Source organism: Mesorhizobium sp. M1C.F.Ca.ET.210.01.1.1, from assembly GCF_004791585.1.
In the GTDB taxonomy this organism is placed as follows: Bacteria; Pseudomonadota; Alphaproteobacteria; order Rhizobiales; family Rhizobiaceae; genus Mesorhizobium.
Genome location: NZ_SRUU01000002.1, coordinates 213,966 through 227,953, shown reverse-complemented (window position 1 = coordinate 227,953; position 13,988 = coordinate 213,966). Strand labels below are relative to the sequence as shown.

The 13,988-nt window shown below is 64.0% G+C and carries 12 protein-coding genes; 7 read left to right on the top strand and 5 right to left on the bottom strand.

Annotation, left to right across the window (positions count from 1 at the left end; translation table 11 throughout):
* Nucleotides 1-73: 73 nt before the first annotated feature.
* The gene (pgi, locus tag EN853_RS03200) at nt 74-1,717 is read left to right on the top strand and encodes a glucose-6-phosphate isomerase (protein WP_127857822.1); all 1,644 of its coding nucleotides are present in this window, start codon (nt 74-76) and stop codon (nt 1,715-1,717) included.
* Nucleotides 1,718-1,722: 5 nt separating this feature from the next.
* A complete protein-coding gene (locus EN853_RS03195; RefSeq protein ID WP_127857821.1) occupies nt 1,723-2,448 on the top strand; it encodes an HAD family hydrolase in 726 nt (241 codons plus the stop codon).
* Here the strand turns inward: EN853_RS03195 and EN853_RS03190 are convergent.
* Both EN853_RS03190 and EN853_RS03185 read right to left on the bottom strand, forming a co-directional pair.
* The gene (locus EN853_RS03190) at nt 2,445-3,158 is read right to left on the bottom strand and encodes a 50S ribosomal protein L11 methyltransferase (RefSeq protein ID WP_127857820.1); all 714 of its coding nucleotides are present in this window, start codon (nt 3,156-3,158) and stop codon (nt 2,445-2,447) included. The genes EN853_RS03195 and EN853_RS03190 overlap by 4 nt on opposite strands.
* On the bottom strand, nt 3,155-5,125 hold the full coding sequence (locus tag EN853_RS03185) for a long-chain fatty acid--CoA ligase (RefSeq protein ID WP_127857819.1): 1,971 nt from the start codon (nt 5,123-5,125) through the stop codon (nt 3,155-3,157). The genes EN853_RS03190 and EN853_RS03185 overlap by 4 nt, the downstream gene beginning before the upstream one ends.
* A 480-nt stretch (nt 5,126-5,605) precedes the next feature.
* Here EN853_RS03185 and EN853_RS03180 point away from each other — a divergent pair, with 480 nt between their 5' ends.
* Genes EN853_RS03180 through EN853_RS03160 form a run of 5 tightly spaced genes read left to right on the top strand, consistent with a single transcriptional unit; the run spans nt 5,606 to nt 10,850 of the window.
* Entirely contained in the window at nt 5,606-7,204 is a 1,599-nt protein-coding gene (locus tag EN853_RS03180; RefSeq protein ID WP_127857818.1) for an ABC transporter substrate-binding protein, read from the top strand.
* A gap of 49 nt (nt 7,205-7,253) precedes the next feature.
* Nucleotides 7,254-8,261, top strand: coding sequence for an ABC transporter permease subunit (locus EN853_RS03175; RefSeq protein ID WP_127857817.1), 1,008 nt, complete (start codon nt 7,254-7,256; stop codon nt 8,259-8,261).
* A 26-nt stretch (nt 8,262-8,287) separates the two neighbouring features.
* Nucleotides 8,288-9,172: an ABC transporter permease subunit gene (locus tag EN853_RS03170; RefSeq protein WP_245516809.1), complete on the top strand. Its 885-nt coding sequence runs from the start codon at nt 8,288-8,290 to the stop codon at nt 9,170-9,172.
* The gene (locus EN853_RS03165; protein WP_127857815.1) at nt 9,172-10,026 is read left to right on the top strand and encodes an ABC transporter ATP-binding protein; all 855 of its coding nucleotides are present in this window, start codon (nt 9,172-9,174) and stop codon (nt 10,024-10,026) included. The genes EN853_RS03170 and EN853_RS03165 overlap by 1 nt, the downstream gene beginning before the upstream one ends.
* Nucleotides 10,023-10,850, top strand: coding sequence for a dipeptide ABC transporter ATP-binding protein (locus EN853_RS03160; RefSeq protein WP_127857814.1), 828 nt, complete (start codon nt 10,023-10,025; stop codon nt 10,848-10,850). Before EN853_RS03165 ends, EN853_RS03160 begins: the two co-directional genes overlap by 4 nt.
* A 167-nt stretch (nt 10,851-11,017) precedes the next feature.
* On the opposite strand, the gene EN853_RS03155 is transcribed toward EN853_RS03160, so the two are convergent.
* The 3 genes from EN853_RS03155 to EN853_RS03145 form a co-directional block, all read right to left on the bottom strand.
* Nucleotides 11,018-12,313: a cysteine desulfurase-like protein gene (locus EN853_RS03155; RefSeq protein WP_127857813.1), complete on the bottom strand. Its 1,296-nt coding sequence runs from the start codon at nt 12,311-12,313 to the stop codon at nt 11,018-11,020.
* Between the two features lie 39 nt (nt 12,314-12,352).
* A complete protein-coding gene (locus tag EN853_RS03150) occupies nt 12,353-13,030 on the bottom strand; it encodes an amino acid ABC transporter permease (RefSeq protein ID WP_127857812.1) in 678 nt (225 codons plus the stop codon).
* 111 nt (nt 13,031-13,141) lie between these two features.
* Entirely contained in the window at nt 13,142-13,927 is a 786-nt protein-coding gene (locus EN853_RS03145; RefSeq protein WP_127857811.1) for an ABC transporter substrate-binding protein, read from the bottom strand.
* Nucleotides 13,928-13,988 lie beyond the last annotated feature (61 nt).

Below are 13,988 nucleotides of genomic sequence, written 5' to 3'. Positions count from 1 at the left end.
GAATGACGCGCCGACATGCGCCGGAAACATCCGGCCTGTTAAAATGGTCTAAAAACCCGCCAGGAGCCCGCCATTGGATCAGTCAGCCTTCGACAAGCAGGTCACCGTTCTGCGTGAGCAGCGCGCGGCGGCCAAAGGCACCATGCGAGAGGCCTTTGCCGCCGATCCCAAGCGTTTCGAGAGGTTTTCCGCCACTGATGGCGATCTTCTGCTCGACTGGTCGAAATGCGCGGTCGACGCCGGCACGATGGCGACGCTGGAGAAACTTGCGGGCGCCGCCGATCTCGAAGGCCGTCGCGCCGCGATGTTCGAAGGCAAGAAGATCAACATCACCGAGAACCGCGCCGTGCTGCACACAGCACTGCGCAACCTGACCGGCAAGAGTGTCGTGGTCGATGGCCAAGATACCAAGGCTGATGTGATTGCCGTGCTCGATGCCATGGGCGCCTTCGCCGATGCCATCCGCTCCGGCAAGGCGGCCGGCGCCACCGGCAAGAAGATCACCGACATCGTCAACATCGGCATCGGCGGCTCGGATCTCGGTCCGGCAATGGTCACGCTGGCGCTGGCTCCCTACCATGACGGGCCGCGCACGCATTACGTCTCCAATGTCGACGGCGCTCACATCCACGACACGCTGAAGGGCCTTTCCGCAGAGACGACCCTGTTCATCGTCGCTTCCAAGACCTTCACCACCGTCGAGACGATGACCAACGCCGAGACGGCGCGCAAATGGGTGGAGAAGGCGCTGGGCTCGGAAGCGATCGGCAAGCATTTCGCCGCCGTCTCGACCGCACTCGATCTGGTGGCGAAGTTCGGCATCGCGTCCGACCGCGTCTTCGGCTTCTGGGACTGGGTCGGCGGCCGCTACTCGGTCTGGAGCGCCATCGGCCTGCCGGTGATGATCGCCATCGGCCCACGCAACTTCCGCGCCTTCCTCGACGGCGCGCACGAAATGGACGAGCATTTCCGCACCACCCCGCTGCAAAAGAACCTGCCTGTCTTGCTCGGGCTGATCGGCTGGTGGCATCGGGTCGTCTGCAAATATCCGGCCCGTGCCGTCATTCCTTATGACCAGCGCCTGTCGCGCCTGCCGGCCTATCTGCAGCAGCTCGATATGGAATCGAACGGCAAGAGCGTGACGCTGGACGGCGGCGCGGTCGCCACGCCGACCGGCCCGCTGGTCTGGGGCGAGCCGGGCACCAACGGCCAGCACGCTTTCTTCCAGCTCCTGCACCAGGGCACCGATTACATCCCGGTCGAGTTCCTTGCCGCGGCGATCAGTCACGAGCCGGAGCTGAAGCACCAGCACGATCTTCTGCTCGCCAATTGCCTGGCGCAGTCGGAAGCCTTCATGAAGGGCCGCACGCTTGAGGAAGCGCGCGCGCAGATGCTGGCCAAGGGCATGAAGCCTGCCGACGTCGACCGCATCGCGCCGCACCGTGTGTTTTCGGGCAACCGTCCGTCGTTGACGATCCTCTACAGGAAGCTCGATCCGCGCACGCTCGGCCGGCTGATCGCGCTTTACGAGCACCGCGTCTTCGTCGAGGGCACGCTGTTCAACATCAACTCGTTCGACCAGTGGGGTGTCGAACTGGGCAAGGAATTGGCGACAGGCCTGCTGCCTGTCGTAGAAGGCAAGGAGACTGCCGCAAAACGCGACGCCTCGACTGCCGGACTGGTGGCTCATATCCACCAATTGCGCGGCGCGGAGTGACAGGTTTGGCGGACATCAAGGGCATTCTCTTCGACAAGGACGGCACGCTTGTCGATTTCAACGCAACCTGGCTCGGCATTGCCGATTTCATGGCCATGGATGCCGCCGAAGGCGATCGCTGGAAGGCGGACAGGCTGCTCGCCGCCGCCGGCTTCGATTTCGTCACCAAGCGCTTCAAGCCCGATTCGATCTTTGCATCGGGTTCGAACATGGATGTCGTCGAGCTCTGGTTCCCGCGCCTGTCCGACGAGGACCAGATGCTGGCCGTCTCTCGCTTCAACGAGATCACCTCGGTGCAAGGCTCATCGATGGCGGTAGCGCTTCCCGGCATCATTGAATCGCTGCGGGCGCTGCACAAGCGGTCCTTCCGGCTGGGCGTCGCCACCAACGATTCCACCAGCGGCGCCGAGAAGACGCTCGCTACGCTGGGCGTCGCGCAGCTCTTCGACGCCGCCTATGGCTATGATGCGGTGGCGAACCCCAAGCCGGCGCCCGATACGATCGTGGCGTTCTGCGACCTGACCGGGCTGAGGCCCGGCGAGATCGCCATGGTCGGCGACAACCGCCACGATCTCGAAATGGCGCGGGCCGGCGGCTGCGGGCTGGCGGTGGGCGTCCTTTCCGGCACCGGCACGCGCGACTCGCTGTCGCCGATGGCCGACGTCATCCTGGATTCGGTTGCCGACTTGCCTGACTTCCTGTCGGCGCGGGTGAGCGTGCCGGCCGGCTAATCAGCCTTTTCCGCGACGAACGCGAACACGCCGCTCGGCTTCGGCTCGCCGCCGCCGTTTCCGCCGACATCGGGCACCTGATACTCAGCCAGCAGGCGAAGCCGTTGCCTGGGCAGCCAGGCGCGGCCCGGATCGCCAACCAGCACCTCGATGCCGGCGGCAAGGCACCGGTCGAGGAATGGGACGACCTGCCGCGCCACCGCCCGCCCGTAGAAGACATCGCCGGCGAGCACCAGGTCGACGGCAGGCGGCGGGCCGGCGGTGATGTCCTTACCGACTATGCTGATGGCGACGCCGTTGGCCGCGGCGTTGAGGCGGAGTGCGGCGGCGCCGTTGCGGTCGATCTCCGCGGCGATCACCTCGCTCGCTCCGGCCTTTGCCGCGGCAATGCCGACCAGGCCTGAGCCGGCGCCGAGATCGAGCACCCGCCTGCCGGCAACGATCGAGGGACGGTCAAGCACATAGCGCGCCAGCACGGCGCCGCCCGCCCAGGCATAGGCCCAGTAGGGCGGCTGCGGCCCGGCCGTATTTTCGGGCGCGCCGTCCCCCGGCTCCAGCAGCCGCCTGAGCCCGCTGCCGGGATGGGCTGTATAGAGGCGGATTTCGGGCAGCGAGGATACCGGCGCCAGCTGCAGGTTCGCCTTGATGAATTCGGCCGGATCGAGCGCCGGTGTCTTCTCTCGCCCTAGGCTGGGCCTCGGATCACTCAAGCCTGGTCCCGCAATGCGCGCCGCAGGATCTTGCCGACCGGCGTCTTTGGCAGCTCGGCGCGGAATTCGATGTATCTTGGCCGTTTGTACCCGGTCAGGTTCTCGCGGCAGTAGGCGGTCAGCGTTTCGACGGTAAGCGCCGGATCCTTCCTGACCACGAACAGCTTCGGCACCTCGCCGGAATGCTCGTCCGGCACGCCGATCGCCGCCACCTCGAGCACGCCGGGGTGCTGCGCCACGACCTCTTCCAGCTCGTTCGGATAGACGTTGAAGCCCGAGACGAGGATCATGTCCTTCTTGCGGTCGACGATCTTGGTGTAGCCGCTCTCGTCCATGAAGCCCATGTCGCCCGACTTGAAGAAGCCGTCCTTGGTCATCACCTTGGCGGTCTCGTCCGGCCGGTTCCAGTAGCCGGCCATCACCTGCGGTCCGCGGATGCAGATCTCGCCGACCTCGCCGAGCGGCACGTTGTTGCCGTCATCGTCACGGATGGCGATCTCGGTCGAAGGCAGCGGCAGGCCGATCGTGCCGGTGAAATCGCTGGAGCTGAACTTGTTGGCGGTCGCCACCGGCGAGGTTTCGGAGAGCCCGTAGCCTTCGCTCACCGGACATCCGGTCAGCGCCTTCCAGCGCTCGGCCACGCCCTTCTGCACCGCCATGCCGCCGCCGAGCGTCAGGATCAGCGGCTTGAAATCGAGCTTGCGGAAGTCCTCGTTGTTCAGCAGCGCGTTGAACAGCGTGTTGAGGCCGGGAAAGATGTGGGCGGGATATTTCTGCAGTTCCTTGACGAAGCCCGGAATGTCGCGCGGGTTGGGAATGAGCACGTTCTGGGCACCCTGCTGCATGCCCATCAGCGCGTTCACCGTCAGCGCGAAGATATGGTAGAGCGGCAGCGCACAGATGAAGTTTTGATGCGTCGGCTTCGGCTTGACCGTGTAGGCGTCCTCCACCCAGAGCGAGTTCTGCGCCACGTTGGACAAGACGTTGCGGTGCAGCAGCGTCGCGCCTTTCGAGACGCCTGTCGTGCCGCCGGTATATTGCAGGAAAGCGATATCGTCGCCGGAGACCGCCACGGGCTTGAAGCCGTGGCCCGCGCCGGTTTTCAGCGCGGCGTTGAATTTGACATGGCCAGGCAGCGACCACGCGGGAACCATCTTCTTCACCCGCCGCACCACGAGATTGACGATCGCGCCTTTCAGTCCGCCCAGCATGTCGCCCATCGCCGCGACCACGACATGCTTGACCGGCGTCCTGGCGATCACCGCCTGCAGCGTGTTGGCGAAGTTTTCCAGAATGACGATGGCCTGCGCGCCGGAATCCTTGAGCTGATGCTCCAGCTCGCGCGGCGTGTAGAGCGGGTTGACGTTCACCACTGTGAAGCCGGCGCGAAGCACGCCCATCATGGCCACCGGATATTGCAGCACGTTCGGCATCATCAGCGCCACGCGCGCGCCCTTCTCCAGGCCTTTCGACTGCAGATAGGCGCCGAAGGCGGTCGAAAGCCGCTCGAGCTCGGCGTAGGAGATGGACTTGCCCATGCAGACAAAGGCGGGCTGGCCGGAAAACTGCTTGCAGGCGCCGACGAGGAAGTCGCCGATGGAGTTGTAGGGCAGCGGACCGATCTCGGCCGGCATGTTCTTCGGATAGTTCTTGAGCCACGGCTTGTCCGGCAGCCCGGCGGCGAGCTCGGTGATCGCCTTTGGCAATCGCTTGGCCTGCGCCGAAGCCGGTTTTGCGGTCGTGGGGTTGCCGGCGGCCGCAGGCTTGCCGGTCTTTGCGGTAGCGGCCTTGGCGGCGGATTTGGGGTTCGTCGCCGTGGCCGTCGGCTTGGAGGCGGCCTTTGCGGGTGAAGACGTCTTGGCAGGTTTTGCTGTCTTGGAAGGTGAAGCCTTGGACGCGCCGGCGTTGGCGGCTGCGGCCTTGGCTGTTGCCTTCGCCGGGGGCGTTGTCTTTGCTGCTTTTGCCACCAAATCCCTCCCTGGTATCTTGGTCTCATTGTCTCGCGCCGCGCCTGCCTCCAATGTCAGAGGCCTCCTCCGCCGGGCGCCGATAGCGGATTCCCCAAGAAATCCGGCATGTCGTCTATCTATTGCGTCTATCGGCGGCCGTGCAAGTCTTGCCCTAGCGGCAGCGGCGGAAAGATTTGCCGTCGAAAATCTCTTCGTCCGATCACTCCTCGAGCTGCATGCCGACGAGGAACAGGACTGCAATCGGGAAGCCCCAGCGTCGGTTTCGCGAGGCGGCCAATCAATAAAAAAATGCAGTCGTTAACAATGTCGTGAGCGAAAAAATCTGCTCACATTTTCCAAAATTTGAGGAAAATCCGGATTCTTTTCCTGCTTACCATGGGGTACGCAAACGGGGTGTTCCAAAGCCCGAAAAACGGTGCTTATATGCGCGCTTCGCGAGCCTACAGAGGGGCTTGGAAGAACATCAGGGAGTGCTCAATGAAAAAGACAATGACTTTTGCAGCCGCGTTGCTGGCTGCAAGCGTCCTGGGCGGCATGGCCAATGCAAAGACGCTTGTCTATTGCTCGGAAGCGTCGCCGGCCAATTTCGATCCGGGTACGACGACGGGCGGCAACGACTTCGACGCTTCCTCGCGCACCGTCTATTCGCGCCTGGTCGAGTTCAAGCATGGCGGCACCGAGATCGAGCCCGGCCTTGCCGACAAATGGGAAATCTCCGACGACGGCCTGGTCTATACTTTCCACCTGCATCCGGGCGTGAAGTTCCAGACCACCGACTATTTCAAGCCGACCCGCGACCTCAATGCCGACGACGTCGTCTTCTCCTTCGACCGTCAGTTCAACAAGCAGAATCCGTGGAACGGCGAGAAGTATCTGCCGAACCTGACCTGGGACTACTACACCGGCATGGACATGCCGAAATACGTGGCAAAGTGGGAGAAGGTCGACGACCTCACCGTCAAGCTGACGCTGACCGAGCCGAACGCGCCGATGCTGGCCAACCTCGGCATGGACTTCGCCTCGATCGTCTCGAAGGAATATGCCGACCAGCTCGAGAAGGATGGCAAGATGGCCGACTTCTCGACCAAGCCGATCGGCACCGGCCCGTTCCAGTTCGTCGACTATCAGCTGGATTCGGTCATCCGCTATGCGGCCCACCCCGACTACTTCAAGGGCAAGGAGAAGATCGACGATCTCGTCTTCGCCATCACGCCTGACGCGACCGCCCGTATCCAGAAGGTGCTGGCCGGCGAATGCGATGTGGCTCCCTATCCGAACCCGGCCGACATCGCCACCATCAAGGCCAACAAGGACGTGACCCTGATGGATCAGGCCGGCCTCAACATCGGCTACATGAGCTACAACACGACGATCCCGCCGCTCGACAAGCCCGAGGTTCGCCATGCGCTCAACCAGGCGATCGACCGCGAAGCGCTGATCAAGTCGCTGTTCCAGGATGCTGGCGCAACGCCTGCCCAGAACCTGATCCCGCCGACCATGTGGTCGTGGAACAAGGACGTGAAGTTCGATTCCTACGATCCGGAAGCGGCCAAGAAAGTGCTGGCCGATGCCGGGCTGAAGGAAATCCAGCTCTGGGCTTCCGACCGCGTTCGTCCCTACAACCCGAACTTCCAGCGCGCGGCTGAGCTGATCCAGGCCGACTGGGCCAAAGTCGGCGTCAAGGCCGAGATCGTCAACTACGAGTGGACGAAGTATCGCGAGGAAGGCAAGAAGAAGGAGCGTCCCGGCGCCTTCCAGATCGGCTGGACCGGCGACAATGGCGATCCCGACAACTTCTTCGCCACGCTCTTTGCCTGCTCGGCCATCGGCGTCTCGAACTACTCCAGCTGGTGCGACAAGGACTTCGAGGACCTGATCCAGAAGGCCAAGAAGACCAGCGACCAGGGCGAGCGCACCAAGCTCTATGCGCAGGCGCAGGAGATCTTCGCCAAGCAGGCGCCGGCCTTCCTGCTGGCGCACAGCCAAGTCTACTCGGTCGTTCGCAACAACGTCACCGGCTACAAGATGGACCCGCTTGGCATTCATCGCTTCGACGGCGTTGACAAGGCCGAGTAATATCTGCGAACGGGGCGGCGCGAATTAGCGCCGCCCCATTCATTTCACGATGATTAGATATCTTCTCAACAAAATCGCCCTTCTGATCCCGACCCTGGTCGGCATCACCATCTGCGCCTTCGCCTTCGTCCGGCTGCTGCCCGGCGACCCGATCCTGGCCATGGCCGGCGAGCATGGCGTGACCCCTGCGCGGTACGAAGAGCTCAAGGAACAGTTCGGCTACAACCTGCCGGTCTGGGAGCAGTATGCACGCTATGTCGGCGAGGTCGCCACCGGCGACTTCGGCGTCTCCATTTCATCCAAGCGCCCGGTTCTCGAGGAGTTCAAGACGCTCTTCCCGGCGACGCTGGAGCTGTCCTTCTTCGCCATGGTCTTCGCCATGGCGATCGGCATCCCGGCCGGCATATTCGCGGCCGTCAAGCGCGGCTCATGGTTCGACCAGTCGCTGATGGGGACCGCGCTCGTCGGCTATTCCATGCCGATCTTCTGGTGGGGCCTGCTGCTCATCATCTTCTTCTCCGGCTATCTCGGCTGGACGCCGGTTTCCGGCCGCATGGGCCTGCAGTTCTTCCTGAAGCCGATCACCGGCTTCATGACCATCGACACCATCCTTTACGGCAAGTGGGATGCGCTGCGCTCGGCGCTCAGCCATCTCGTCCTGCCCGCGATCGTGCTCGGCACTATTCCGCTGGCGGTCATCGCGCGCCAGACCCGTTCGGCCATGCTCGAGGTGCTGGGCGAGGATTATGTCCGCACCGCCCGCGCCAAGGGCCTTTCGGCCGCCCGCGTCATCGGCGTGCATGCGCTTCGCAACGCGCTGATCCCGGTCGTCACCACCATCGGCCTGCAGGTCGGCACGCTGCTTGCCGGCGCCATCCTCACCGAAACCATCTTCGCCTGGCCGGGCATCGGCAAGTGGATGGTCGATTCCATCTTCAAGCGCGACTATGTCGTCGTGCAGTCAGGTCTGCTTTTGATCGCGCTCATCGTCATGGCCGTGAACCTCATCGTCGACGTGCTCTACGCTGTCATCAACCCGCGCATCAGGGCCGCGTGATGAGCCAGTCGACCGAAATCGCTCCCATGGCCGCCGGCAGCCCGGACCGCCTGACCGGGTTCAAGACCTTCTGGCACTATTTCTCGGTCAATCGCGGCGCCGTCATCGGCCTCTTCGTCTTCATCCTCTTGGTGCTGGCGGCGCTCTTTGCGCCGCTGCTCGCGCCCTATGCGCCCGATGTGCAGGACAAGACCGCATTCTTGCGCCCGCCGGCCTGGCAGGCGGGCGGCAGCTCGCAATACATCCTCGGCACCGATCCGGTCGGCCGCGATATCCTCTCGCGCCTGCTCTACGGCGCGCGCTTCTCGCTGCTGATCGGCGCCGTCGTCGTCACGCTGGCGCTCACCGGCGGCATCACGCTCGGCCTGCTTGCCGGCTATTTCCGCGGCTGGGTCGACGTGGCGATCATGCGCGTCATGGACCTGATCCTCGCCTTCCCGTCGCTGCTTCTGGCGCTGGTGCTGGTCACCATCCTCGGCCCCGGCCTGTTCAATGCGATGCTGGCGATCTCGCTCGTCCTGCAGCCGCATTTCGCCCGCCTGGTGCGCGCCGCGGTCATGGCCGAGAAGAGCCGCGAATACGTCGTCGCCGCCAAGGTCGCGGGCGCAGGCCATCTGAGGCTGATGCTTCGCACGATCCTGCCGAATTGCCTGGCGCCGCTGATCGTCCAGGGCACGCTGTCATTCTCCAACGCCATTCTCGAAGCGGCCGCCCTTGGCTTCCTCGGCCTCGGCGCGCAACCGCCGACGCCGGAATGGGGCACCATGCTTGCCTCGGCGCGCGAGTTCATCCTGCGCGCCTGGTGGGTGGTGACTTTCCCGGGTCTTGCCATCCTGATCACCGTGCTCGCGATCAACCTGATCGGCGACGGCCTGCGTGACGCCCTCGATCCCAAGCTCAGGAGGTCGTGATGGCGGCGCTGCTCGACATCCAGAATCTCGTCGTCGAATTCCAGACCGCGTCCGGTCCGTTCCGCGCCGTCGACGGCGTCTCGCTCCATGTCGACGAGCGCGAGGTGCTCGCCATCGTCGGCGAATCCGGTTCCGGCAAGTCGGTGTCGATGCTGGCGGTGATGGGCCTGCTGCCATGGACGGCCACCGTCACCGCCGACCGCATGAGCTTCGGCGGCCGCGATCTGCTCAAGATCAGCCCGGCCGAACGCCGCAAGATCATCGGCAAGGACATTGCCATGATCTTCCAGGAGCCGATCGCCAGCCTCAATCCGTGCTTCACCGTCGGCTTCCAGATCGAGGAAGTGCTGCGCTTCCATCTCGGCATGGATCGTACGCAGCGCCGGGCCCGCGCCATCGAATTGCTGAAGCAGGTCGGCATCCCCGAGCCGGCGGAGCGGCTCAATTCCTTCCCGCACCAGATGTCGGGCGGCCAATGCCAGCGCGTCATGATCGCGATGGCGATTGCCTGCAATCCGAAGCTCCTGATCGCCGACGAGCCGACGACCGCGCTCGACGTCACCATCCAGAAGCAGATCCTCGACCTGCTGGTCTCGCTGCAGGCCAAATACGGCATGGGCCTGATCATGATCACCCACAATATGGGCGTGGTGGCGGAGACCGCCGACCGCGTCATCGTCCAGTACAAGGGCCGCAAGATGGAAGAGGCCGACGTGCTGTCGCTCTTTGAATCGCCGAAGAGCAACTACACGCGCGCACTGCTGTCGGCGCTGCCCGAGAACGCCGTCGGCGACCGGCTGCCGACCGTCACCGACATGCTGTTCGAGCCGGCGCCCTCGGGAGCCGACGCATGACCAAGGTCGTCGAAGGCAAGAACATCAAGCGCGACTACCATGTCGGCGGCGGACTGTTCCGCGGCGCGCGTACGGTGCATGCGGTCAAGGGTGTCTCCTTCAGCGTTGAGAAGGGCAAGACGCTGGCGATCGTTGGCGAATCCGGCTGCGGCAAGTCCACGCTCGCCCGCATCATCACTCTGATCGACCCGGCGACGTCGGGCGAGTTGTTCATCGACGGCAACAAGGTCGACATCGCCACAGACGGGCTGACCAAGGAGATGCGCCGCAAGGTGCAGATCGTCTTCCAGAACCCGTACGGGTCGCTCAACCCGCGTCAGAAGATCGGCGACGTGCTCGGCGAGCCGCTGCTCATCAACACCGACAAGCCGGCCGAAGAACGCCGCGACCTTGCGATGAAGATGCTGAAGAAGGTCGGCCTCGGCCCCGAGCATTACAACCGCTATCCGCACATGTTCTCCGGCGGCCAGCGCCAGCGCATCGCCATTGCCCGCGCGCTGATGCTGAATCCCAGCCTGCTGGTGCTGGACGAGCCGGTTTCCGCGCTCGACCTTTCGGTGCAGGCACAGGTGCTCAACCTGCTTGCCGACCTGCAGGACGAGTTCAAGCTGACCTATGTCTTCATCAGCCACGACCTGTCGGTGGTGCGCTACATCGCCGACGACGTGATGGTGATGTATTTCGGCGAAGCGGTCGAGTACGGTCCGCGCGACGAGGTGTTTTCGGACCCCAAGCACGCCTACACCAAGACGCTGTTCGCCGCGACGCCGCGCGCCGATGTGGCGAGCATCAAGGCAAGGTTGGCCAAGAAGAAGGCGGCCTGACCGGGCGTGTCGATATTCAGGGGAGGCCGGCCTGCGAATGGCGGCTTCCTGCGCTTCCGGTGCTCACGTACTTAAGTACGCTCCGCTCCGGTTCTCGCAAGTCACCATTCTCGACCCGGCCTGACCTGAGTCTCAACAGGCCCTAACAGCCGTTGTCGCCAAAGTGCTCACGACAGCTTGGCGATGATCGTCCGCAGCGCTTCGCCGAAGCGGTGCACCTCTTCCACCGTGTTGTAGTGCACCAGCGAAGCGCGGATCGCGCCGCTGTCCATTGACAGGTTGAGCCGCTTCATCAGCCGCGGCGCATACATGTGGCCGTCGCGGATGCCGATCTGCATGGCGGCCATCTCCTCGACGATCCTTTGCGGCGAGAGCTCGCCGATGTTGAAGCAGAAGGTCGGCACGCGCTCGTGGATACGGTCTTCCTCGGCAACGCCATAGATCGTGGCGCCGCACGCCTTCAACACCTTCAGCATCTCGCGCGCCAGCATCAGCTCGTAGTCGCGGATGGCGTTCATGCCGGCAACGATGTTGTCGCGGCGCGAGCGGTTGTTCTGGGCCAAGAAATTGCGGCCGACCGATTCCAGATAGCGCACCGCGGCGTCCATGCCGGAGACGTTCTCGTAGATGAAGGTGCCGGCCTCGACCTTGTAGGGCGGCTCGTTGGGAATGAAATCCTCGCGGAATGTCGGCAGCCGCTTCAGCGTTTCGAAGCGGCCCCAGAGAAAACCCATATGCGGCGAGAAATTCTTGTAGCCGGAGCAGACGAGATAGTCGCAATCCCAGGCCTGCACGTCGATCAGCCCGTGCGGCCCGTAATGCACGCAATCGAGGAAGACTTCGGCGCCCGCCGCATGCGCGATGTTCGCCACCGAAGCGACATCGACGATCGAGCCGATCGAATGCGCCGTCACCGTGCAGGCGACAAGGCGGGTGCGTTCCGACATCAGCGCCCTGAGGTCGTCGACATGGAGATTGCCGTCCTCGCGCATGCGCCACCATTTGAACTTCGCGCCGGCCTGCTCGAGCGCCAGCCAGGTGGCGATGTTGGCGTCGTGGTCCATGTCGGTGACAACGATCTCGTCGCGCCCCCCATCCGGGTTTTTGGCAAGCATCTGGCCGATGCCGAGGCTGACCAGGCGGATGAACGATGTGGCGTTCATGCCGAAGCAGATTTCGGATGGACTATAGGCGTTGATCAACAGCGCCACGCTTTCGCGCGCCTCTGCGACTGATTGATCGACCGTCACGCTGCGGCCATAGCGGCCGCCGCGCTGCACATTGTGTGCGACCAGATGGGTGGCCACCGCGTCGAGAACGCTCTGCGGGATCTGCGCGCCGGCGGCGTTGTCCATGAAGATGAAGTCGCCTGCCTGCCGGAGCGCGGGGAACATGGCGCGGATCTTCTCGACCGGGAACGAAGCGGCGCTGTCCGGCGCTTTCGAAACGTGGTGCTGGTTCACGGACGTCTCCTTCAGGTCATCAATGTCAGTTCGGAGGGATCAATGCGCGCCGGACCGGGCCTTGCCGCGCGCTTCGAGGTAGCCGACCAGCCGCACCAGCGGCCACAGGAAGGCGAGATAGATGATCGCCGCGCCGATCAGCGGCGTCGGATTGGCCATCAGCGCCTGCGCGTCCGTCGCCTGCTTCAGGAGGTCGGGCATCGCCACGACCGAGGCGAGCGCGGTGTCCTTGAACACCGAGACGCAGTTGCTGGTGAGCGGCGGGATGACGACGCGGATCGCCTGCGGCAGCACCACCTTGCGCATGGCGACCCAGAACGGCAGGCCGAGCGCGGCAGCGGCCTCGAACTGGCCCTTCGGGATGTTCTCGATGCCGGCCCGGCAGACTTCGGCGGTGAAGGCGGCGAGCACCAGCGACAACGCAAGTGCCGCCGACACGAAGGACGACAGCCGGATGCCGACGAAGGGCAGGGCGTAGTAGATCAGGATCAGCACCACCAGGATCGGCAGCGCGCGGAACATGTCGATATAGAGCGTTGCCAGCCGCCGCAGCGGCTTCGGTGCGTAGAGCCGCACAAGGCAGATCGCCAGTCCGGCGATGGTGCCGAAGACGATGGCCGCGCAGCCGAGCAGGATGGTGTTGCCGAGCCCGCGGATGAGGATCGGAAACGATCGGACCAGGATGCCCCAGTTGAAGAAGGTGTCGATCAGTTCCATCGGCTCACCATGAAGGCAATGCCAGGTCCATCGCAGCCGCGCCGGCCTGAGCGGGTGAAGCGAGAGCGCCGGCAGTCCCGGCGCTCTCATCGCGGATTGAAATCAGCCTGCCTATTGCGGGATCGGGCCCGGCGTCACCGTGCTGGTGCCGGCCTCCGGATCGACGCCGAACCACTTCTTGTGGATCGCGGCCATGCTGCCGTCCTTCTTCATTTCGCTGATGGCGTCGTTGACTTTCTCCAGCAGCGGATGGCCCTTCTTGGTCATCATCGCGAAGCGCTCGCCGGTCGGGATGCGCACGAGGATCTTCAGCGCCGGCATCTGCTTGATGGCGAACAGGAAGCCGGCGAGCTCGCCGGCACCGCCGTCGATGCGGCCGTTCTGCACGTCGAGCAAAAGGTCCTGCTGGGCGTTGTAGCTTTTGGTCTCGGAGACGCCGAGCTTGGCGGCGTTCTCCTTCATATAGGCTTCGCCGGTCGAGCCGGCGATCACGCCGATGGTCTTGCCCTTGAGGTCGTCGAGCGACTTGATGGTGGAATCCGCCTTGCCGACGATGGTGCCGTCGCTGTCGTAATAGGCTTGCGTGAAGCCCTGGTTCTGCAGCCGCTCCTTGGTGACCGAGATCGATGAAACGGCGAAGTCGATGCGGCCCGAAGCGGTCGCCGCGAACAGCGCCTGGAAGCCGAGGTCCTGGAATTCGACATCGGCGCCGATGCGCTTGGCGACGTCGTTGGCGACGTCGATCTCGAAACCTTCAAAGCCGCCGGAATCGGTCTTGTATTCCCATGGCGGGTTGGCCGGGTAGGCGCCCACCATGATCTTGTCGGCAAAGGCCGGCGCCGCGAAGGCGACGCCCGCGGCGACGATCACCCCAATCAGTCCTAGACGTTTCAACATCTTTGCTTCCCTCTGGTTCGGTTTCTCATCCGCTCCTTCCGGCGCCCAACTCCCGGACGCC